Origin of the sequence: Algibacter agarivorans, from assembly GCF_039543245.1 — a bacterium.
GTDB classification, from domain to species: Bacteria; Bacteroidota; Bacteroidia; order Flavobacteriales; family Flavobacteriaceae; genus Algibacter_G; species Algibacter_G agarivorans.
Window position 1 is genome coordinate 59,775 of sequence record NZ_BAABJJ010000009.1, and the last position, 16,701, is coordinate 76,475.

The following is a 16,701-nucleotide window of genomic DNA, read 5'->3' on the forward strand; positions in this document are numbered from 1 at the left end:
ACTTTTGCAATTATTTACAAATTTCGGCATAAAACACTGAAAGACAACAAAAAAATTTCATTTCTAAAAACATAACACAGCACGAATGAGCAACGAAAAAACCATTAAATCGGCATTAATCTCGGTATTTAGTAAAGACGGTTTAGAGCCTATTGTAAAAGAACTTGACAAACAAGGTGTAACCATTTACTCAACTGGCGGTACTGAAAAATTTATTAACGATTTAGGTGTTCCTGTTGTTCCTGTTGAAGATGTGACTTCCTACCCTTCTATTCTTGGTGGTCGTGTTAAAACCTTGCATCCAAAAGTATTTGGCGGTATTTTAAACAGACAAAATCATGATGGTGATGTTGCTGAATTAGCAGAATATGAGATTCCACAAATTGACGTGGTTATTGTGGATTTATATCCGTTTGAAAAAACCGTAGCTTCTGGAGCGAGCAACCAAGATATTATTGAAAAAATTGATATTGGTGGCATTTCGTTAATTAGAGCGGCTGCAAAAAATTATGCTGATGTTATTTGTGTATCATCGGTTGATGATTACGCGGAGTTTTTAGAATTAATTTCTAAAAACAATGGCGTTATTTCAGAAGAAAACAGAAGACGTTTTGCTGGAAAAGCATTTAATGTATCGTCGCACTATGATACAGCTATTTTTAACTACTTCAACAAAAACCATGATGAAACTGTTTTAAAGATCAGCGAAACTAACGGAAAGGTTTTACGTTATGGCGAAAACCCACACCAAAAAGGGTTTTTCTTTGGAGACTTTGATGAGTTATTCACAAAACTTCACGGCAAAGAACTAAGTTACAACAACTTACTAGATGTTGATGCTGCAGTAAACTTAATGAACGAATTTAAAAATGACGGACCAACATTCGCTATTTTAAAACATAATAATGCTTGTGGTTTAGCGCAACGCGACACCTTACACCAAGCTTATGTTGACGCTTTAGCTGGCGACCCAGTTTCTGCTTTTGGCGGTGTTTTAATTAGCAACAAAGAGATTGATTTAGCTACTGCTGAAGAGATTCATAAATTATTCTGTGAAGTGGTTATTGCACCTTCTTTTTCTGCGGAGGCATTAGAAATACTAAAAGGCAAAAAGAACAGGATTTTATTAGTTATTCATGATATTGAATTACCACAAACAAACGTCAGAAGCTGTCTGAACGGTGTTTTGGTTCAAGACAGAAATAATATTACAGATACTGCTGAAGGCTTAAAGAACGTTACTAATACAGCACCTACCGCTAATGAAATAGACGATTTAATATTCGCTTCAAAAATTTGCAAGCATACAAAATCGAATACGATTGTTTTAACAAAAAACAAACAACTGTGCGCTAGTGGAACTGGACAAACCAGTCGTGTTGATGCTTTACAGCAAGCTATTCATAAAGCACAATCATTTAATTTCGACTTAAATGGAGCGGCCATGGCCAGTGATGCATTTTTTCCGTTTCCTGATTGTGTAGAGATTGCTAAAAACGCAGGAATATCTGCCGTTATTCAACCAGGTGGTTCAATAAAAGACCAATTAAGTATCGATTACTGTAACGAAAACGGTGTTGCTATGGTGATGACTGGCACACGTCATTTTAAACATTAAAATTCCTGTGGAAGCAGGAATCTCATTGTTTTTTATTGACAGCCAGAAACTCTAGGTGATGTAGGATTTTGGCAGATAATGCGTTTGGGATTGCAGTAGAAAACCCACAGTGAGGCAAGAGCGAGGATTTGCAACGTAAAGCCCGACCCTTGTGGTAACGCCCAAAAAATTATCGTTAAAACGCATATCGTTTATTGAGTTTATGTCTTTATGAATTTTGAGCGTTATATAACTCAAATATTTAGTAACTTTTATTACATTTACGGGATACGTTTTAAACCACTTAAAAATATTTTTAGCACATGGGATTTTTTGATTTCTTAACTGAAGAAATTGCAATAGATTTAGGTACTGCAAATACACTTATTATTCACAACGATAAAGTTGTTGTGGATGCACCTTCTATAGTAGCTCGCGACAGGATTTCTGGCAAAATAATTGCCGTAGGTCAGGAAGCCAGTTTAATGCAAGGTAAAACCCATGAAAACATTAAAACCATTCGCCCATTAAAAGATGGTGTAATTGCAGATTTTGATGCTTCTGAGCAGATGATAAGTATGTTTATTAAAAACATACCGGCGCTAAAAAAGAAATTTTTCACACCTGCACTGCGTATGGTTATTTGTATCCCATCTGGAATTACAGAAGTGGAAATGCGAGCGGTAAAAGAAAGTGCAGAACGTGTTAATGGCAAAGAAGTATATTTAATTCACGAACCTATGGCTGCGGCTATTGGTATTGGCGTTGATATTATGCAACCGAAAGGAAACATGGTAGTTGATATAGGAGGTGGCACTACAGAAATTGCAGTTATTGCCTTAGGCGGCATTGTTTGTGATAAATCGGTTAAAATTGCTGGTGATGTATTTACAAACGACATCGTGTACTACATGCGTACGCAACACAACTTGTATGTGGGTGAACGAACTGCTGAAAAAATAAAAATCCAGATTGGAGCGGCTACTGAAGATTTAGAATTACCTCCTGAGGACATGAGTGTTCAAGGTCGTGACTTATTGACTGGAAAACCAAAGCAAGTGTCCATTTCTTACCGGGAAATTGCCAAAGCTTTAGATAAATCCATTTTACGTATTGAAGATGCTGTTATGGAAACCTTATCGCAAACACCTCCAGAATTAGCTGCCGATATTTACAACACAGGTATTTATTTAGCTGGTGGTGGTTCTATGCTACGTGGTTTAGATAAACGTTTATCACAAAAAACAGATCTACCTGTTTATATTGCAGAAGACCCATTGCGTGCTGTAGTAAGAGGAACTGGTATTACACTTAAAAATTTACCTAAATACAAAAGTGTATTGATAAAATAGAGCACCAAATAGCTCCATAACCCATGCAACAGATTATTAATTTTATAATTAGGAACAAAAACTTCTTGTTGTTCTTGTTGCTGTTTTGTGTGTCGGTTCTATTCACCATTCAATCCCATTCTTATCATAAAAGTAAGTTTATTAATTCAGCTAACTTTTTAACTGGTGGCGTTTATAATTCCGTGAACAACATAAGTGATTATTTCAATTTAAAAGCGCAAAATCAGTTATTAGCTGAAGAGAATAAAAGATTGCGGGTTCTTATAAGCAATTCAGGAATAAATGCAGACACCACGTATATCGACAGCCTTACTTATAACAAATCATACCGTTTTTACACATCAAATATCATAAAAAACAGTTATTCACTAAACAATAATGTGCTAACCATTAATAAAGGAACAAATGATAGTGTTAAACAAGATTTTGGAGTTATTTCATCTAAAGGATTAATTGGCATCATTGATAAAACAAGTAATAATTATGCCACTGTATTATCTATTTTAAATACGACTAGCAGAATTAGTGCACAGCTAAAAAAAACCAATCATTTTGGAACCTTAACCTGGGATGGAGACTCTCCAGAGTTCACACAACTTATTGATATCCCTAAAATTGCACCTGTGAAAATTGGTGACACTATAATTACATCGGGGCGTTCGTCCATTTTTCCTAAAGGCATACCTATAGGCATCATTGAGGGTTTCAAACTTGACCAAGCTGAAAATTACTATGAAATTAACGTAAAGCTATTTAATGACATGACCAATATTGAGCATGTTTACATTATAGAAAATGTTAATACTGAAGAAATCAATAATTTGTTAATCACTAATTAAATGAACAGTATTTTATCTATACATTCCATTCGCTTTATTGTTTTAGTATTCGTGCAGGTTTTAATATTAAATCATATTAATTTTTTAGGCTATATAAATCCATATATATACATCTTATTTATTGCATTATACCCTGTTAAAAACAATCGTTCTATTTTAATAATATTAAGTTTTTTATTAGGTATAACTATTGATTTATTTTTAGACACAGGTGGCATTCATGCTGGCGCATCTGTATTTATTGCCTATATAAGACCTGTAATTTTAAAATCTTCTTTCGGTACCATTTACGAGCATCAAACCGTAAAATTTAACACTGTAGATTTTGGCACAAAACTCACCTACTTCACTTTACTAACTGTTCTGCATCACATCGTTTTGTTTTCTTTAGAAATATTTAGCATTTCGAAAATAATTTTAGTGCTACAAAAAACGTTATTCTCAAGTATATTTACTATTTTATTGAGTATCACTGTAACTATTATTTTTAGTAGGAAAACCAAATGAGACAATTTTTACTTTTCATTTCCATTATTCTTGTTGGTGTTTTATTTATTTCAAGACTCTTCTACCTCCAAGTTTATAATTCCGATACCCAAACCTTATATGAAGACAATGCGATTAGAAAGGTTTATGACTACCCCAAACGTGGCTTTGTTTACGACAGAAATGGAGAGTTATTAGTAGCCAATCAACCATCGTATGATGTTATGGTTATTCCTCGTGAAGTAGAACCTTTAGATACGCTCGAGTTTTGCTCTTTATTAAAAATTGATAAAGAAAAATTCATAAAGACATATCAAAAAGCAAAGCGATACTCCCCTAGATTACCTTCTGTATTTGTATCGCATTTATCCAAAGAAGACTATGCTGTTTTACAGGAAAAAATGCGAAAATTCGAAGGCTTTTACATTCAAAAACGTTCGCTCAGAAATTACGAAACCTCTATTGGAGCTAATGTACTTGGTGATATTGGAGAAGTAAATAATGCCATTATTAGAAAAGACCCCTATTACAAAATGGGTGATTTAATAGGAAAGCAAGGCGTTGAAGCCTCTTATGAAAACATACTTCGAGGCGTTAAAGGCATTAAGTTCATCCAAAAAGACCGATTTAACAGAAATATTGGCCCTTATAAGGAAGGCAAATTTGACACCATACCTGAACAAGGAAAAGACATTACAATAACTATTGATGCCCAACTTCAGGCTTATGGCGAACTATTAATGAAGAACAAACGTGGCGGTGTTATAGCCATTGAGCCGGCTACGGGAGAAATTTTAGCTATGGTAGCTGCCCCTACTTATAATCCCAATATTTTGGTAGGTAGAGACCGCTCAAAAAGCTTTACAAAACTCTATAATGACTCCATAGCAAAACCACTTTTTAACAGAAGCTTGCAAGGCGTTTACGAACCTGGGTCGCCATTTAAATTAATGAATGCATTGATTGGCTTGCAAGAAGATGTTTTAACTCCAGAAGAAACCGTTACTTGCTATGCAGGTTACAAATATGGTAATCGGTTTATGAAATGCCATTGTAACAGAGGCACCAGAAATAATATGATTAGTGGTATACAACGTTCTTGTAACGCCTATTTCGCAACCACTTACAGAAAAATTTTAGATAAAGAAAACAATGCATCTAAAGGTATCGACAATTGGAGCAAACATGCCAAAAGTTTTGGTTTAGGTCAATTTTTAAACAACGATTTATATGTAGGTCAAAAAGGTAGAATTCCAGACAGAGCCTATTACAAGCGTATATATCCAAAAACATTTTATTCCACTTATACCATATCCAATGCTATTGGCCAAGGCGAAGTGGCCACAACACCAATTCAATTAGCAAATATGGTTGCCGCTATTGCTAACAGAGGGCATTATTACACACCACATATTATAAAAAACATAGAAGGAGAAACGCTACCTGAGCAATTCACAAAACCAAAATACACGACTATAGACAAACAACATTTTGACCCTGTAATTGAAGGTATGCTACAAGTGTATAAAAAAGGAACAGCAGCTTCATTACAAGTAAAAGATATTGATATCTGTGGAAAAACAGGAACGGTTGAAAATTTCGTAAAAATTGATAGTCTTAAAACACAATTAACCGACCACTCTATTTTTGTAGCTTTTGCGCCTAAAGACAACCCTAAAATTGCTATTGCCGTTTTTGTTGAAAATGGGTATTGGGGAAGTAGGTTTGCAGGTAAAGTGGCAAGTTTAATGATTGAAAAACACATAAAAGGGAACATTACAAGAACAGATTTAGAAGAATGGCTTTTAAAACATAGCTTAGAAAAAGAATATGCTAAACCTTATTCTGGCGAACCATTTAAAATTAATGGATATACAACTTTACAAATAGTTGAAGAACAAGAATATTATAAGCTAAAAAAAGAATTAAACAGAATTAATAAATCTACAAATTGATGATTAGGGATACTAACAGACATTTTAAATTCGATTGGATTACCATTATTCTTTTCTTTCTATTAGTTGGGTTTGGTTGGTTAAATATATTATCTGCTTCGCACACAGGTACGACGGTTAATTATTTCGATTTCTCGCAACCTTTTGGTAAGCAACTTATTTTTATTTTCTTAACCTTTGGTTTAATTATTCTTTTATTGGCTATTGACTCTAAATTTTACGAACGATTTTCCAGTGTTATATATATCGTCTCGATGCTGTCTTTAGTTGGTCTTTTTATATTCGGAAAAAATGTAAATGGCGCAACGTCCTGGTATGCTATTGGAGGGATGACTATCCAACCCAGTGAATTTGCAAAAACAGCAACAGCACTTGCCGTAGCCAAATATGTTAGTGACTTAAACACTAATATTAACTCACTTAAAGATCAAATACGAACTTTTATAATCATCATTATCCCTGCAGTTTTAGTATTACTGCAAAATGATACTGGCAGTACCATAGTTTACGGTGCTTTCTTTTTTGTTTTGTATCGAGAAGGTTTACCAAAATATTATTTAACTATTGGTGTTGCGGTCATTCTACTATCTATTTTATCATTAAAATTCGGAGCAATAATAACTACTGGAATAGCGTTTCTTTTCGTTATTGGCTTTCATTTTTTAAGCAAGAAAAAATTAAGAATATTTCAATCTGTATCTATTTTAATTGCTGCTATAGCGATTTCATTTGGTGTAAAATTCTTTTATCAAAGTATATTACAACCGCATCAACAAGACAGGATAAGCCTATGGTTACGTTTAGAAAAAGACCCTGAGAAGCTTGAAAAAATGAAGCAAACCTTTGCTTATAATTTAAATGAATCCGAAAAAGCCATTAGTTCTGGCGGGTTTACCGGTAAAGGTTTTATGGAAGGCACCAGAACTACAGGAAAGTTTGTTCCAGAACAACATACGGACTACATTTTTAGTACAGTTGGCGAAGAATGGGGCTTTTTAGGAAGCGCCTTTGTTGTCATCACCTTTGTTCTGCTCTTACTGCGCATTTTGCATTTAGCCGAATTACAAAAATCGCAATTTAGTAGAGTATATGGCTATGGTGTAGCCTCAATTATATTTATACATTTCCTTATTAATATTGGTATGGTTATGGGTTTAATTCCAACCATTGGTATTCCTCTGCCTCTATTTAGTTACGGTGGCTCAGGGCTTTGGGCATTTACTATTTTAATATTTATCTTTATTAAATTAGATTCCAACCGCATCAACGAATGGTAAGTCGGTCGATAATCGACATTTTATAATCTCACTCAAATGAAGAATCATCTCTTTTTAAGTTTTACACTGCTTTTCATTTTTAACTGTTCCAGTACTAAAAACACTGTAAAGTATAGTTTTTCTGCGGAAGAAGTCAAGTTGATTATGAATGCCGATAGCTTAAAACCCATGCGTGTTTATAAAATAAACAATAAAAAAGATTCATTATTATTAAGAACAAAAAGTGCGTACATAAAAGTAAATCCAAAAGATGTTATTCTTCAAAATTTCGTAAAACGTCTTTACGTTACGGTTAGAGATAGTATATCTATGGGTGTGGGTATTGCAGCACCTCAAGTTGGTATTCTAAAAAATATTATTTGGGTGCAACGTTTTGATAAAGAAAACTTCCCGTTTGAGGTGTATTTGAATCCTAAAATCACTAAATACTCCAATAAAAAACAAACCTATAGAGAAGGGTGTTTATCAATCCCTAACAGAACAGATACCTTAAACAATAGAGCTTATTCAATTACTATTGAATACAACAAAATGAATGGTGAACACAAAAAAGAAAGCATTGAAAGCTTTACATCCGTTATTTTTCAACATGAGATAGACCATTTAAATGGAATTTTATATTTAGATCATTTAAAGAAAGAAATAAGTGATTTAAAAAACTAACGCTATTTTTATTTTTTGGCTTATTAAGAAAATCTCAAAACAAAAATAACATAGAACTCATTTTAACTACTTCTTATTAATCTCCAGCTTTTCAGCAAAATAATCACAAAAATCTTTCATGGTTGCTGTCATTTTTTCATCTTGAGTGGCTCGATTAAACGTATCGCTCATAGCGACTAAGGTTTGATGAAAAAACACTTTCATTTCATCAACGGGCATATCTTTAGTCCATAAATCTATACGCAGGGTTTCTTGGGTTTTAGCATCCCAAACAGCAAGCATCATGGCTTTGGCTTCTTCATTGGTTATACCGCCATCTTGCGCAGTCCAATGTAGTTTTTCGGGCACACGATTTTCATCCAATTCAACATTAAGTTCTATTTTAGAAGTCATTGTATTTGCCATTATTTACGGGGTTTAAACTTTGAGTTGTTAAAAATATCTTCAGTACTTGTTATCAGCATCTCTTTTAAAGTCACATCATTTTGTTGCATATATGCGCGCACAATTTGCCAACCAATATACTGGCCTAAACGTCCTGGTGAATCGGCATCAATTTCTTCTAAATAAAACTTAGAAAATGGTGCAGGATTTATAAATCTACTTGGCAATTTAGAATCGGTACTAAAAAGCAATTCGCGTTCTACAAAAAAACGCCAGATATAACTTTCGTTAGCTATGGCCCAATCTAATTGTGTTTCTGTATATCCAATACGTTCTGAATCGGTTTTAAACGGGACAACTGCTTCTTTAAAGTAGAGTTGCTTCCCGAAATAAATCATTTCATCCAATAAGGTTTTATTCTGAGCTTGATAGATATGTTTTTTGGCATACGCTTCAGCCAAATCAACAACCATTTGCTCCTTCTTTAAAAGGGCTCTTAAATATTTGGGGATGCTTCCGTAAAACTCATGGTCATTTCCTAAATATGTATCTAAAGCTATCACCACAATGCTATCTGTTACAATAACTTTATTTCTGTAATCTACATCGTTTGTAGTGGTAATAATTCTTGGTGGATTAAACTCAGGAAAATAATATTTTAGATGATTGAATAACGATGCTATTTCAAATTCAATGCTTTCAAAATTCTCAAACGTTTTACCAACTTCATGAAACAATTGAACTTGTAAAGTATCTGCTTTTTTAGCTAACCAAAAAGAATCGTTAAACTTTTCTGAAAACATAAAAGGGTAGGCCGTTTTTAATTTCGGCAAATCATTTGGGGCAACCTGAGCAAATAATTCATCAAAACGCTCCACTTTAATATCCGTATTTATTTCAGCTATATCATGCTCTAACTGGTTTTCTTTTTTACAAGAAACAGCTATTACAATAAGTAGTAAAAACAATAATTTTGATTTCATATAAAACTTAAACGACATAAATTTTTATAAATTGGGCGTATGCGCTATTTTTGTTCGCAAAGGTACTACTATTAGAAATAAATTCATTTAAAATGCAAACAGAAAAAGTTGTTGATTATATTGTAAATTGGCTTAAAGATTATGCCACAAATGCTGGTGTTAATGGTTTTGTAATAGGAATTTCCGGAGGTATTGATTCTGCGGTAACATCAACTTTATGTGCAAGAACAGGTCTGCATGTTTTGTGTATTGAAATGCCCATTCATCAAGCCGAAAGCCATGTTACTAGAGCGCAAGAGCATATTGAACAGCTTAAAGCCAGTTTTAGTAATGTTAGTGATGCGCGTACCGATTTAACACCTGTTTTTGAAGAATTTAAAACTGAAGTGTTTTCTGATGCCGACCAAGCTACCGTAGATATGGCATTAGCAAATACCAGAGCTCGTTTACGCATGACAACCCTTTACTACTATGCTGGACTATATAAATTATTGGTTGCAGGAACTGGAAATAAGGTTGAAGATTTTGGTGTTGGCTTTTATACAAAATATGGCGATGGCGGTGTAGATTTAAGTCCGATCGCAGATTTGCTAAAATCGGAAGTATATCAATTAGGTGAATTTCTAAAAGTATCTGAATCTATTATGAATGCGGCTCCAAGCGATGGATTGTTTGGTGACACTAGAAGTGACGAAGACCAAATAGGTGCCTCTTACCCAGAACTGGAGTGGGCTATGAAAATGGATGACCAAGGCAAGACTGCTGATGATTTTTCAGGAAGAGAGCAAACCGTTTTCAAAATATACAAACGTTTCAACAACAGCAATAAACATAAGATGATTCCTATACCAATATGCGAAATTCCCAAGAATTTTATATAATTTTTGCAGAATATTTAAAAAATTTATATCTTTACATTCAGCTTATTCTCTCAGATATATCTATAACTCAATAAGATATACATAAAAAAAAAGCTACAATATTATGATAAAATTATTAATAGCAGACAACCACCCGATTACAAGAAAGGGACTTGAAGTTCTTTTCTCAGCAGCACCCAACATAAAAGTTGTTGGAAGTGTTGATGATGGCGAAGCCATCTTAGAATTTGTTAAAAAAAACCCTGTAGACATTATTTTAACTGAAGTCGATTTCCCTAAACTTAATGGGTTAACGGTTTTGCGTTATTTAAAAAATGATTATCCAGACATTAAAACAATTATTTTTAGTGCGCAACCCGAAGAGGTTTACGCCATTAACGCCATTAAAGCTGGTGCATCAGGTTACTTAAACAAATCCGTTAATGTAATAACCATTAACGAAGCCATTTTAAAAGTAGCAGATGGTGGGATTCATTTAAGTAATGATTTAACACAACAATTAGCCTTTGGCACTAGAGTCAATAAAGGCGGTACTTTTTACAAAAAACTATCTACTAGAGAAGCAGAAGTATTAAAACTTCTAACTATTGGTAGAAAAAACAAAGAAATTTCTAAAGAGTTAGATATTAACGAAAAAACAGTTAGTACTTATAAAGCGCGCTTAATGCGAAAACTTAAAGTTACTAATTTGGTAGATTTAGTTAATCAAGCTAAACTTAGCCAACAATTATAGAACTCGATTTAGTTTTCTGGACAACAACATTTTTAGACCCGAATAGTCTTTTACTTCTTCAAGTATATTTCTATTCGTGTCTATTTTGTTTTGTAGTGTTTCTTGCTGGAATTCTTTTACCTTTTGGTCTATTAAATAACACCGAAGACTCAAAATAGTTTCGCTAACAAGTTGTGCAACACTTTGTAGTTTTTCCTTTGGAAAAATATTCATACGGTTCCAGTCATCGAGCGTATAACGTTCGTCTTCCATTAAAATAGTTGTAATTTCATTAGACATTTCTGTATCTACAGAATTGATAAATGTCTTTAATTTAAAATCCGCGTCTTGATTTAACCGATCTATAATAATGTAATACAGGGTTTTAAATTGCTCATTTGTAAACTCCATTTCATCGTCTTGCAAATCTAAAAACACTTTTTCGAATACTTTAGCTTGATGAATTACAGGCTCTAAAACCAATTCGCCTTTATCATTTTCTTTTAAAACCAAATCTTCAAAGTCTTCTGTTTTATTTCCATAAAGCAATAACACTTCAATAATTTTTCGCTCTAAAACATATTGAACATCAACTTTCTCAAGAGGTTGTTGATGCTTGATAACCTCAAAAGCTTTTTGTTCTTTTTGGTACTGTTTATTTTCTTCTTGAGATTCTTTTTTATTAATTTGCGCTAAGGTACTGAACAAGACATCCTCACTAATATCCATAATTCTAGCGCACTCTTGTATATAAATCTCTTTTTTGATTTGATCGGGAATTTTAGAAATACTATTTACAATATCTCTAACCGTATCCGCTTTTTTTATAGGGTCATTTTTAGAATCTTCAAATAAAATAGACGCTTTAAATTGAATAAAGTCTTTAGCATTATTTTCTAAATATTCAGATAACTCTTGAAGCGTATTTTGTTTAGCAAAACTATCTGGGTCTTCGCCTTCCGGGAAACTACAAACCTTTACATTCATACCTTGCTCCAATATCAAATCTATACCACGAAGCGAGGCTCGCATACCGGCAGCATCTCCATCAAAAAGTACGGTAATATTTTTTGTAAGTCGGTTTATCAATCTAATTTGCTCCGAAGTTAAAGCTGTTCCAGAAGATGACACCACATTTTTTATTCCTGTTTGATGAAACTGAATCACGTCCGTATAGCCTTCAACCAAATAACAATTATCCTCTTTTGCTATGCTTTGTTTTGCATGATAAATACCATACAACACTTTACTTTTATGGTAAATATCGCTCTCTGGCGAGTTTACATATTTTGCGGCTTTTTTATCGGCAACAAGGATACGTCCGCCAAACCCCAATACACGACCACTCATACTTTTTATTGGGAACATAACACGCCCTTTAAATCTATCAAAGCGCTTATTTTCCTTAACAATGGTAAGCCCTGTTTTTGCTAAATAATCAATGTTATAACCTTGCTTTAAGGCTTCATCCGTAAAGGCCTGCCACTCGTTTAATGAGTAACCCAAATCGAATGATTTTATAGTGTCTTCTGTAAACCCACGCTCTTTAAAATAACTTAAACCAATCGATTTTCCTTGGTCGGTTTTATGTAGTATTTTTTGAAAATAAGTATTAGCAAACTCACTTACCAAATACAAGCTTTCACGTTCGTTGGCTTGTTCTTTTTGTTCGTTTGATTGCTCAGTTTCTTCTATTTCAATATTATATTTTTTGGCAAGGTATTTAATAGCCTCGGGATAAGTAAAATGCTCATGCTCCATGAGAAATGAAACGGCGGTTCCTCCTTTACCTGTTGAGAAGTCTTTCCAAATTTGCTTTACTGGAGACACCATAAAACTTGGTGAACGCTCATCACTAAACGGACTTAAACCCTTAAAGTTACTACCCGCTTTTTTAAGCTGCACAAAATCACCAATAACCTCCTCTACTCGGGCGGTATCAAATACTTGATCTATGGATGATGGTGATATCAAACGCTTTAAATTTTCATGGCTTATATACCAATTCTGTATTGAAATGACCGCAATAAAACGCCCTTTCCTCCTTTCTTCATCAATATAAAAAGAAACCGTAACTATGGCTATGCTTTATTTTTCTATTTCGTAGAAAGAAAAAAATCATCATTTTCATTTACAGTAATTTCAATACAGAATTGGTATTAGACCGTAAATGTAATACAAAATAAAACATTTCTCAATAGTTAACTACTATTGCCAAATTAAAAACAAAACTAAAAGTAATCTTTTTGAGCACAGTAAAAAACCACCGTTAAAAACGGTGGCTTTGGTTTTCAGATTAGACCCAAAGGGTCATAACACTCATTTTGAATCATGATGCTCCTGATATTTTACATATCGTCTTATCATAGCTTCATCTAAGCCTACTGTACTTACAAAATAACCTCTTGACCAAAAATGATTGCCCCAGTAAGGTTTCTGCTTTAAATTTGGATAGGTTTTAAAAAGTTTGATGGCCATCTTTCCTTTCAATATACCCATATATTCTGAAACGGAAACCTTTGGCGGTATTGAACAAACCAAGTGGATGTGGTCTTTTTGAACATTCAATTCAATGACTTGAACATCTTTCCATGTACTGATTAATTGCAAATCATGCTCAACCAATGATTTGACCATTCCCTCAAGTATCTGAAAACGATACTTGGGCGTGAAGACAATGTGATAGTCACATTTGTAATACTCATGCGTTAATTTTCTATATTTACTCATCTTAAAAAGTTTTAGATGGGCAAAGCTAAAAAATGGCAGAGCCTTTAAAACATGACCACCGTCAAAGACGGTGGTTTTTCAATGAGAAATAAATTTAAAAGAACTCGCGATACTGCATCACTCGAAAATCGAAAGTATTAAATTTAGGGTTTTTAGCCTTGAGTTGTTTATAAAGTGGTATTCTACTTATTGAAATATTTGCAGCTCCAGATCCTGAGGTTAAAGAAACCGTTTTTATTATTTTATTTGAGGCTCCAATGGAGCTTGTGCTTGGCGCAGTAGAAGTAATCAATCTAACAGGTAGTTCAAATTTATGTATTCGTGGCACTTCATTAGAAACCAATTCCAATTTTAAATTATAGGTTTTTAAATGTCTTCTAAAAAAATACTCCGGACCATTTTTACTGTTTCCCCCGGTAAACAAAAGGGTGTCTATGTTTGGATATTGCTCTAAATAACCAATAACATCTCTAAGTTTGATGTTTTTCATTCCTAAATCTGAGGCATCAATTTTATCGCGTTCAGCACTTTCAACAATATCACAAACCCCTATTTTATTTTTAATAAAAAATGCTTTCCGTTCTTCAATAGCCTCATTAGAATTATCATACCGTAAATTCAAATTATGAATTTTATCGAGAAATAACCAAAGTGAATTATAATAACTTCCATAGCAAAAATCTACGTCCTTTTCTAAAAGTTCCCTAGTAGAAAATCTTGGTGGTGGTAAAGTACCAACAATAAGTTTTGTGGTATCCTTTTGAATAAATGGTTTGTATGGATGTTTGTGTTTGAACATAGTTGTCATTCCTAGCAAAGGCAGGGGTCGTATTAATTAGAACGTAATTTAAATATGGATTCCGAACTTCTAAGGAATGACAGTAATTTTAGAAAATTCAGTTACTCTAAGTTATACCAAACCACATTATTTTTGTATTTTATGAATGTATCAAATAAAACTTAAAATTATGGGAAAAGGCGATAAAAAAACAAAACGTGGTAAAATAAACAGAGGCACTTTTGGTGCTAGACGACCTAGAGTAAAAAAAAGACGTTCCATTGAAACTAAAATAGGCATTGGCAATAAGGCGAAAGTGAAATAGCATTAACTATCTAGCTCTTTTAAAAGTTTCTCAACTTCTATGATGGTTGTTCTATAAATACGTTTGTTTGGTTTAGTCATATGATTTGATTCGGCATAGACATCATTTAAAATTTCTTTAGCATCTTCATCTTTTTTTATACTCAGCAGAAATTTGGCTAATATGAGTCGCTCTTCATAAAACGAGTATCTTATATCAATTTGTCTTAAATTGGTTTCTGCATTTTCCATTTTACCTAGACGTTCCAAGGCTAATCCGTATAAAAACTGTGTTCTAGATTTTTTAAATTCTGGATGATTTTTAATTTTTTCAGCATAAAAAACAACCTTGTCACAATCTTCAATATTAAAATAAGCTTCAATTAACTGCTTGGTCACATAATAATTATTTTGGGATCGATCCTCTAAAGCTTCTAAATATTGCTCAATGGCATGGTTATAATCTTTAATTTCTAAATATGCATCAGCAAGATTTACTCGATTTTGATAGGATTCTGAAAATTCTAACCGCTTTTCTAAATCCCTAACTTTTATTGTTGGATTAATAACCTGTGCAATGTCATTGCTAATTTTTTCAGCGTCACGCTTATTATAAACTTGGGTGATTAAATAAATAATACATCCTATAGGTCCTAAAAAAAGAATTACAAACCACCAATAGTAAGCATTTCTATGGGTATATAGGTGATATAAACAATAGGCTTGTAAGGCAATGATTAAATAATAGTACATATAAACCTATCTAATAAAAATCAACTCTGTTTCGCTGCTCATAGGCTCGCTAAAATTATAACCTTCATAATTAAAGCCTTTTAAATCGTCTAAGGTTTTTGCATTAGTATCAACAATATAACGCGCCATCATGCCACGAGCTGCTTTTGCAAAAAACGAAATCACTTTATAGTTACCGTTTTTAAAGTCTTTAAAATTAGCGGTTATCACGGGAACTTTTAAGGCTTTTGTATCTACAGCTTTAAAATACTCGTTACTGGCTAGGTTTAAGAATAACTCATCATCTTCAAGTTCTTCGTTTAAGGCTTTGGTAATATCTTTTTTCCAGAATTCGTAAAGATTCTTTTTCGCACCAACTTTTAATTTTGTTCCCATTTCTAAACGATATGGTTGTATTAAATCGGTTGGTTTTAGCAAACCGTATAAACCAGAAAGAATCCGTACGGTGTTTTGAAGGGTTTCTATTTTGTCTTGTGGAATGGTGTAAGCATCCAAACCACGGTACACATCGCCATTAAAAGCATATACGGCAGGTCGTGCATTTTCTGGATTAAAAGGTAGTTCCCATTCTTGATTACGCTGATGGTTTAATTGCCCCAAAGCATCAGAGATACTCATGAGTTTTGACAAACTTTTTGCCGATTTACTTTTAAGCAGTTTATTAATACGTTCTGATTGTGGCAAAAAAACAGATTCTGTATGCTGAGTGGTTGGCAGCGGGCTTTCAAAATTGAGCGACTTTGCAGGAGATAATACTAATTTCATAGAAAATTTACTTTTTCATTTCAAATTTACAATTACTATTTTACTTTAAAACTTTAAGGTTAGAATTATTTGTAATAGGGCTATAAATCGAATTGATGTTCTTGACTTAGAATTGGTATAAACATTTTTGATTGAAGCTAAAAACAGAAAAAACAATTATAGATTTATGAATTTGATAGTGAATAAAATACATCGTTATAGCGTGAATAATCCATCTGCTAGAATTAGTTATGCATTCAAACA

At 33.3% G+C, this 16,701-nt stretch carries 17 protein-coding genes; 10 read left to right on the plus strand and 7 right to left on the minus strand.

Annotated elements, in window-relative coordinates:
• The first annotated feature begins 85 nt into the window (after positions 1–85).
• The 7 genes from purH (at position 86) to def (ending at position 8,169) form a co-directional block, all read left to right on the plus strand.
• Positions 86–1,618 (plus strand): bifunctional phosphoribosylaminoimidazolecarboxamide formyltransferase/IMP cyclohydrolase, encoded by a 1,533-nt coding sequence (gene purH, locus ABD935_RS03050; RefSeq protein WP_345190102.1) that lies wholly within the window; start codon positions 86–88, stop codon positions 1,616–1,618.
• Between the two features lie 302 nt (positions 1,619–1,920).
• On the plus strand, positions 1,921–2,949 hold the full coding sequence (locus ABD935_RS03055) for a rod shape-determining protein (RefSeq protein ID WP_019388210.1): 1,029 nt from the start codon (positions 1,921–1,923) through the stop codon (positions 2,947–2,949).
• Positions 2,950–2,972: 23 nt separating this feature from the next.
• Positions 2,973–3,788 (plus strand): rod shape-determining protein MreC, encoded by an 816-nt coding sequence (gene mreC / locus ABD935_RS03060; RefSeq protein WP_345190103.1) that lies wholly within the window; start codon positions 2,973–2,975, stop codon positions 3,786–3,788.
• Positions 3,789–4,295: a rod shape-determining protein MreD gene (locus ABD935_RS03065; protein WP_345190104.1), complete on the plus strand. Its 507-nt coding sequence runs from the start codon at positions 3,789–3,791 to the stop codon at positions 4,293–4,295. It abuts the gene before it with no gap.
• On the plus strand, positions 4,292–6,229 hold the full coding sequence (gene mrdA / locus ABD935_RS03070) for a penicillin-binding protein 2 (protein ID WP_345190105.1): 1,938 nt from the start codon (positions 4,292–4,294) through the stop codon (positions 6,227–6,229). The genes ABD935_RS03065 and mrdA overlap by 4 nt, the downstream gene beginning before the upstream one ends.
• Complete coding sequence (gene rodA, locus ABD935_RS03075) at positions 6,229–7,506, plus strand: rod shape-determining protein RodA (RefSeq protein ID WP_345190106.1); 1,278 nt, start codon at positions 6,229–6,231, stop codon at positions 7,504–7,506. The genes mrdA and rodA overlap by 1 nt, the downstream gene beginning before the upstream one ends.
• Before the next feature lie 36 nt (positions 7,507–7,542).
• Positions 7,543–8,169, plus strand: a complete 627-nt coding sequence (def, locus tag ABD935_RS03080) for a peptide deformylase (RefSeq protein WP_345190107.1) — start codon at positions 7,543–7,545, stop codon at positions 8,167–8,169.
• A 66-nt stretch (positions 8,170–8,235) separates the two neighbouring features.
• Here the strand turns inward: def and gldC are convergent, their stop codons facing one another.
• The gene (gene gldC / locus ABD935_RS03085; RefSeq protein ID WP_345190108.1) at positions 8,236–8,574 is read right to left on the minus strand and encodes a gliding motility protein GldC; all 339 of its coding nucleotides are present in this window, start codon (positions 8,572–8,574) and stop codon (positions 8,236–8,238) included.
• Complete coding sequence (gldB, locus tag ABD935_RS03090; protein ID WP_345190109.1) at positions 8,574–9,536, minus strand: gliding motility lipoprotein GldB; 963 nt, start codon at positions 9,534–9,536, stop codon at positions 8,574–8,576. The genes gldC and gldB overlap by 1 nt, the downstream gene beginning before the upstream one ends.
• 92 nt (positions 9,537–9,628) lie before the next feature.
• Between gldB and nadE the strand changes: the two genes are divergently transcribed.
• Complete coding sequence (gene nadE / locus ABD935_RS03095) at positions 9,629–10,417, plus strand: NAD(+) synthase (protein WP_345190110.1); 789 nt, start codon at positions 9,629–9,631, stop codon at positions 10,415–10,417.
• A 103-nt stretch (positions 10,418–10,520) separates the two neighbouring features.
• Positions 10,521–11,150, plus strand: a complete 630-nt coding sequence (locus ABD935_RS03100) for a response regulator (protein WP_345190111.1) — start codon at positions 10,521–10,523, stop codon at positions 11,148–11,150.
• Here ABD935_RS03100 and dnaG read toward each other — a convergent pair.
• The 3 genes from dnaG to ABD935_RS03115 all read right to left on the minus strand — a co-directional run bounded on the left by dnaG (position 11,145) and on the right by ABD935_RS03115 (position 14,658).
• A complete protein-coding gene (dnaG, locus tag ABD935_RS03105) occupies positions 11,145–13,103 on the minus strand; it encodes a DNA primase (RefSeq protein WP_345190112.1) in 1,959 nt (652 codons plus the stop codon). The genes ABD935_RS03100 and dnaG overlap by 6 nt on opposite strands.
• A 345-nt stretch (positions 13,104–13,448) precedes the next feature.
• The gene (gene tnpA / locus ABD935_RS03110; RefSeq protein WP_345190114.1) at positions 13,449–13,859 is read right to left on the minus strand and encodes an IS200/IS605 family transposase; all 411 of its coding nucleotides are present in this window, start codon (positions 13,857–13,859) and stop codon (positions 13,449–13,451) included.
• A 94-nt stretch (positions 13,860–13,953) separates the two neighbouring features.
• Positions 13,954–14,658, minus strand: a complete 705-nt coding sequence (locus ABD935_RS03115) for a uracil-DNA glycosylase family protein (protein ID WP_345190116.1) — start codon at positions 14,656–14,658, stop codon at positions 13,954–13,956.
• A 169-nt stretch (positions 14,659–14,827) separates the two neighbouring features.
• Here ABD935_RS03115 and ABD935_RS03120 point away from each other — a divergent pair, with 169 nt between their 5' ends.
• The gene (locus ABD935_RS03120; protein WP_345190117.1) at positions 14,828–14,962 is read left to right on the plus strand and encodes a 30S ribosomal protein THX; all 135 of its coding nucleotides are present in this window, start codon (positions 14,828–14,830) and stop codon (positions 14,960–14,962) included.
• A 2-nt stretch (positions 14,963–14,964) separates the two neighbouring features.
• Here the strand turns inward: ABD935_RS03120 and ABD935_RS03125 are convergent, their stop codons facing one another.
• The gene (locus tag ABD935_RS03125; RefSeq protein WP_345190118.1) at positions 14,965–15,693 is read right to left on the minus strand and encodes a hypothetical protein; all 729 of its coding nucleotides are present in this window, start codon (positions 15,691–15,693) and stop codon (positions 14,965–14,967) included.
• Between the two features lie 6 nt (positions 15,694–15,699).
• The gene (yaaA, locus tag ABD935_RS03130; RefSeq protein WP_345190119.1) at positions 15,700–16,458 is read right to left on the minus strand and encodes a peroxide stress protein YaaA; all 759 of its coding nucleotides are present in this window, start codon (positions 16,456–16,458) and stop codon (positions 15,700–15,702) included.
• Positions 16,459–16,701 lie beyond the last annotated feature (243 nt).

Coding starts and splice junctions, on each gene's coding strand:
- nadE (WP_345190110.1), top strand. CDS start 9,629: ATGCAAACAGAAAAAGTTGTTGATTATATTGTAAATTGGCTTAAAGAT.
- ABD935_RS03115 (WP_345190116.1), bottom strand. CDS start 14,658: ATGTTCAAACACAAACATCCATACAAACCATTTATTCAAAAGGATACC.
- yaaA (WP_345190119.1), bottom strand. CDS start 16,458: ATGAAATTAGTATTATCTCCTGCAAAGTCGCTCAATTTTGAAAGCCCG.
- def (WP_345190107.1), top strand. CDS start 7,543: ATGAAGAATCATCTCTTTTTAAGTTTTACACTGCTTTTCATTTTTAAC.
- gldC (WP_345190108.1), bottom strand. CDS start 8,574: ATGGCAAATACAATGACTTCTAAAATAGAACTTAATGTTGAATTGGAT.
- rodA (WP_345190106.1), top strand. CDS start 6,229: ATGATTAGGGATACTAACAGACATTTTAAATTCGATTGGATTACCATT.
- ABD935_RS03120 (WP_345190117.1), top strand. CDS start 14,828: ATGGGAAAAGGCGATAAAAAAACAAAACGTGGTAAAATAAACAGAGGC.
- ABD935_RS03125 (WP_345190118.1), bottom strand. CDS start 15,693: ATGTACTATTATTTAATCATTGCCTTACAAGCCTATTGTTTATATCAC.
- tnpA (WP_345190114.1), bottom strand. CDS start 13,859: ATGAGTAAATATAGAAAATTAACGCATGAGTATTACAAATGTGACTAT.
- ABD935_RS03100 (WP_345190111.1), top strand. CDS start 10,521: ATGATAAAATTATTAATAGCAGACAACCACCCGATTACAAGAAAGGGA.
- gldB (WP_345190109.1), bottom strand. CDS start 9,536: ATGAAATCAAAATTATTGTTTTTACTACTTATTGTAATAGCTGTTTCT.
- ABD935_RS03065 (WP_345190104.1), top strand. CDS start 3,789: ATGAACAGTATTTTATCTATACATTCCATTCGCTTTATTGTTTTAGTA.
- purH (WP_345190102.1), top strand. CDS start 86: ATGAGCAACGAAAAAACCATTAAATCGGCATTAATCTCGGTATTTAGT.
- ABD935_RS03055 (WP_019388210.1), top strand. CDS start 1,921: ATGGGATTTTTTGATTTCTTAACTGAAGAAATTGCAATAGATTTAGGT.
- mrdA (WP_345190105.1), top strand. CDS start 4,292: ATGAGACAATTTTTACTTTTCATTTCCATTATTCTTGTTGGTGTTTTA.
- mreC (WP_345190103.1), top strand. CDS start 2,973: ATGCAACAGATTATTAATTTTATAATTAGGAACAAAAACTTCTTGTTG.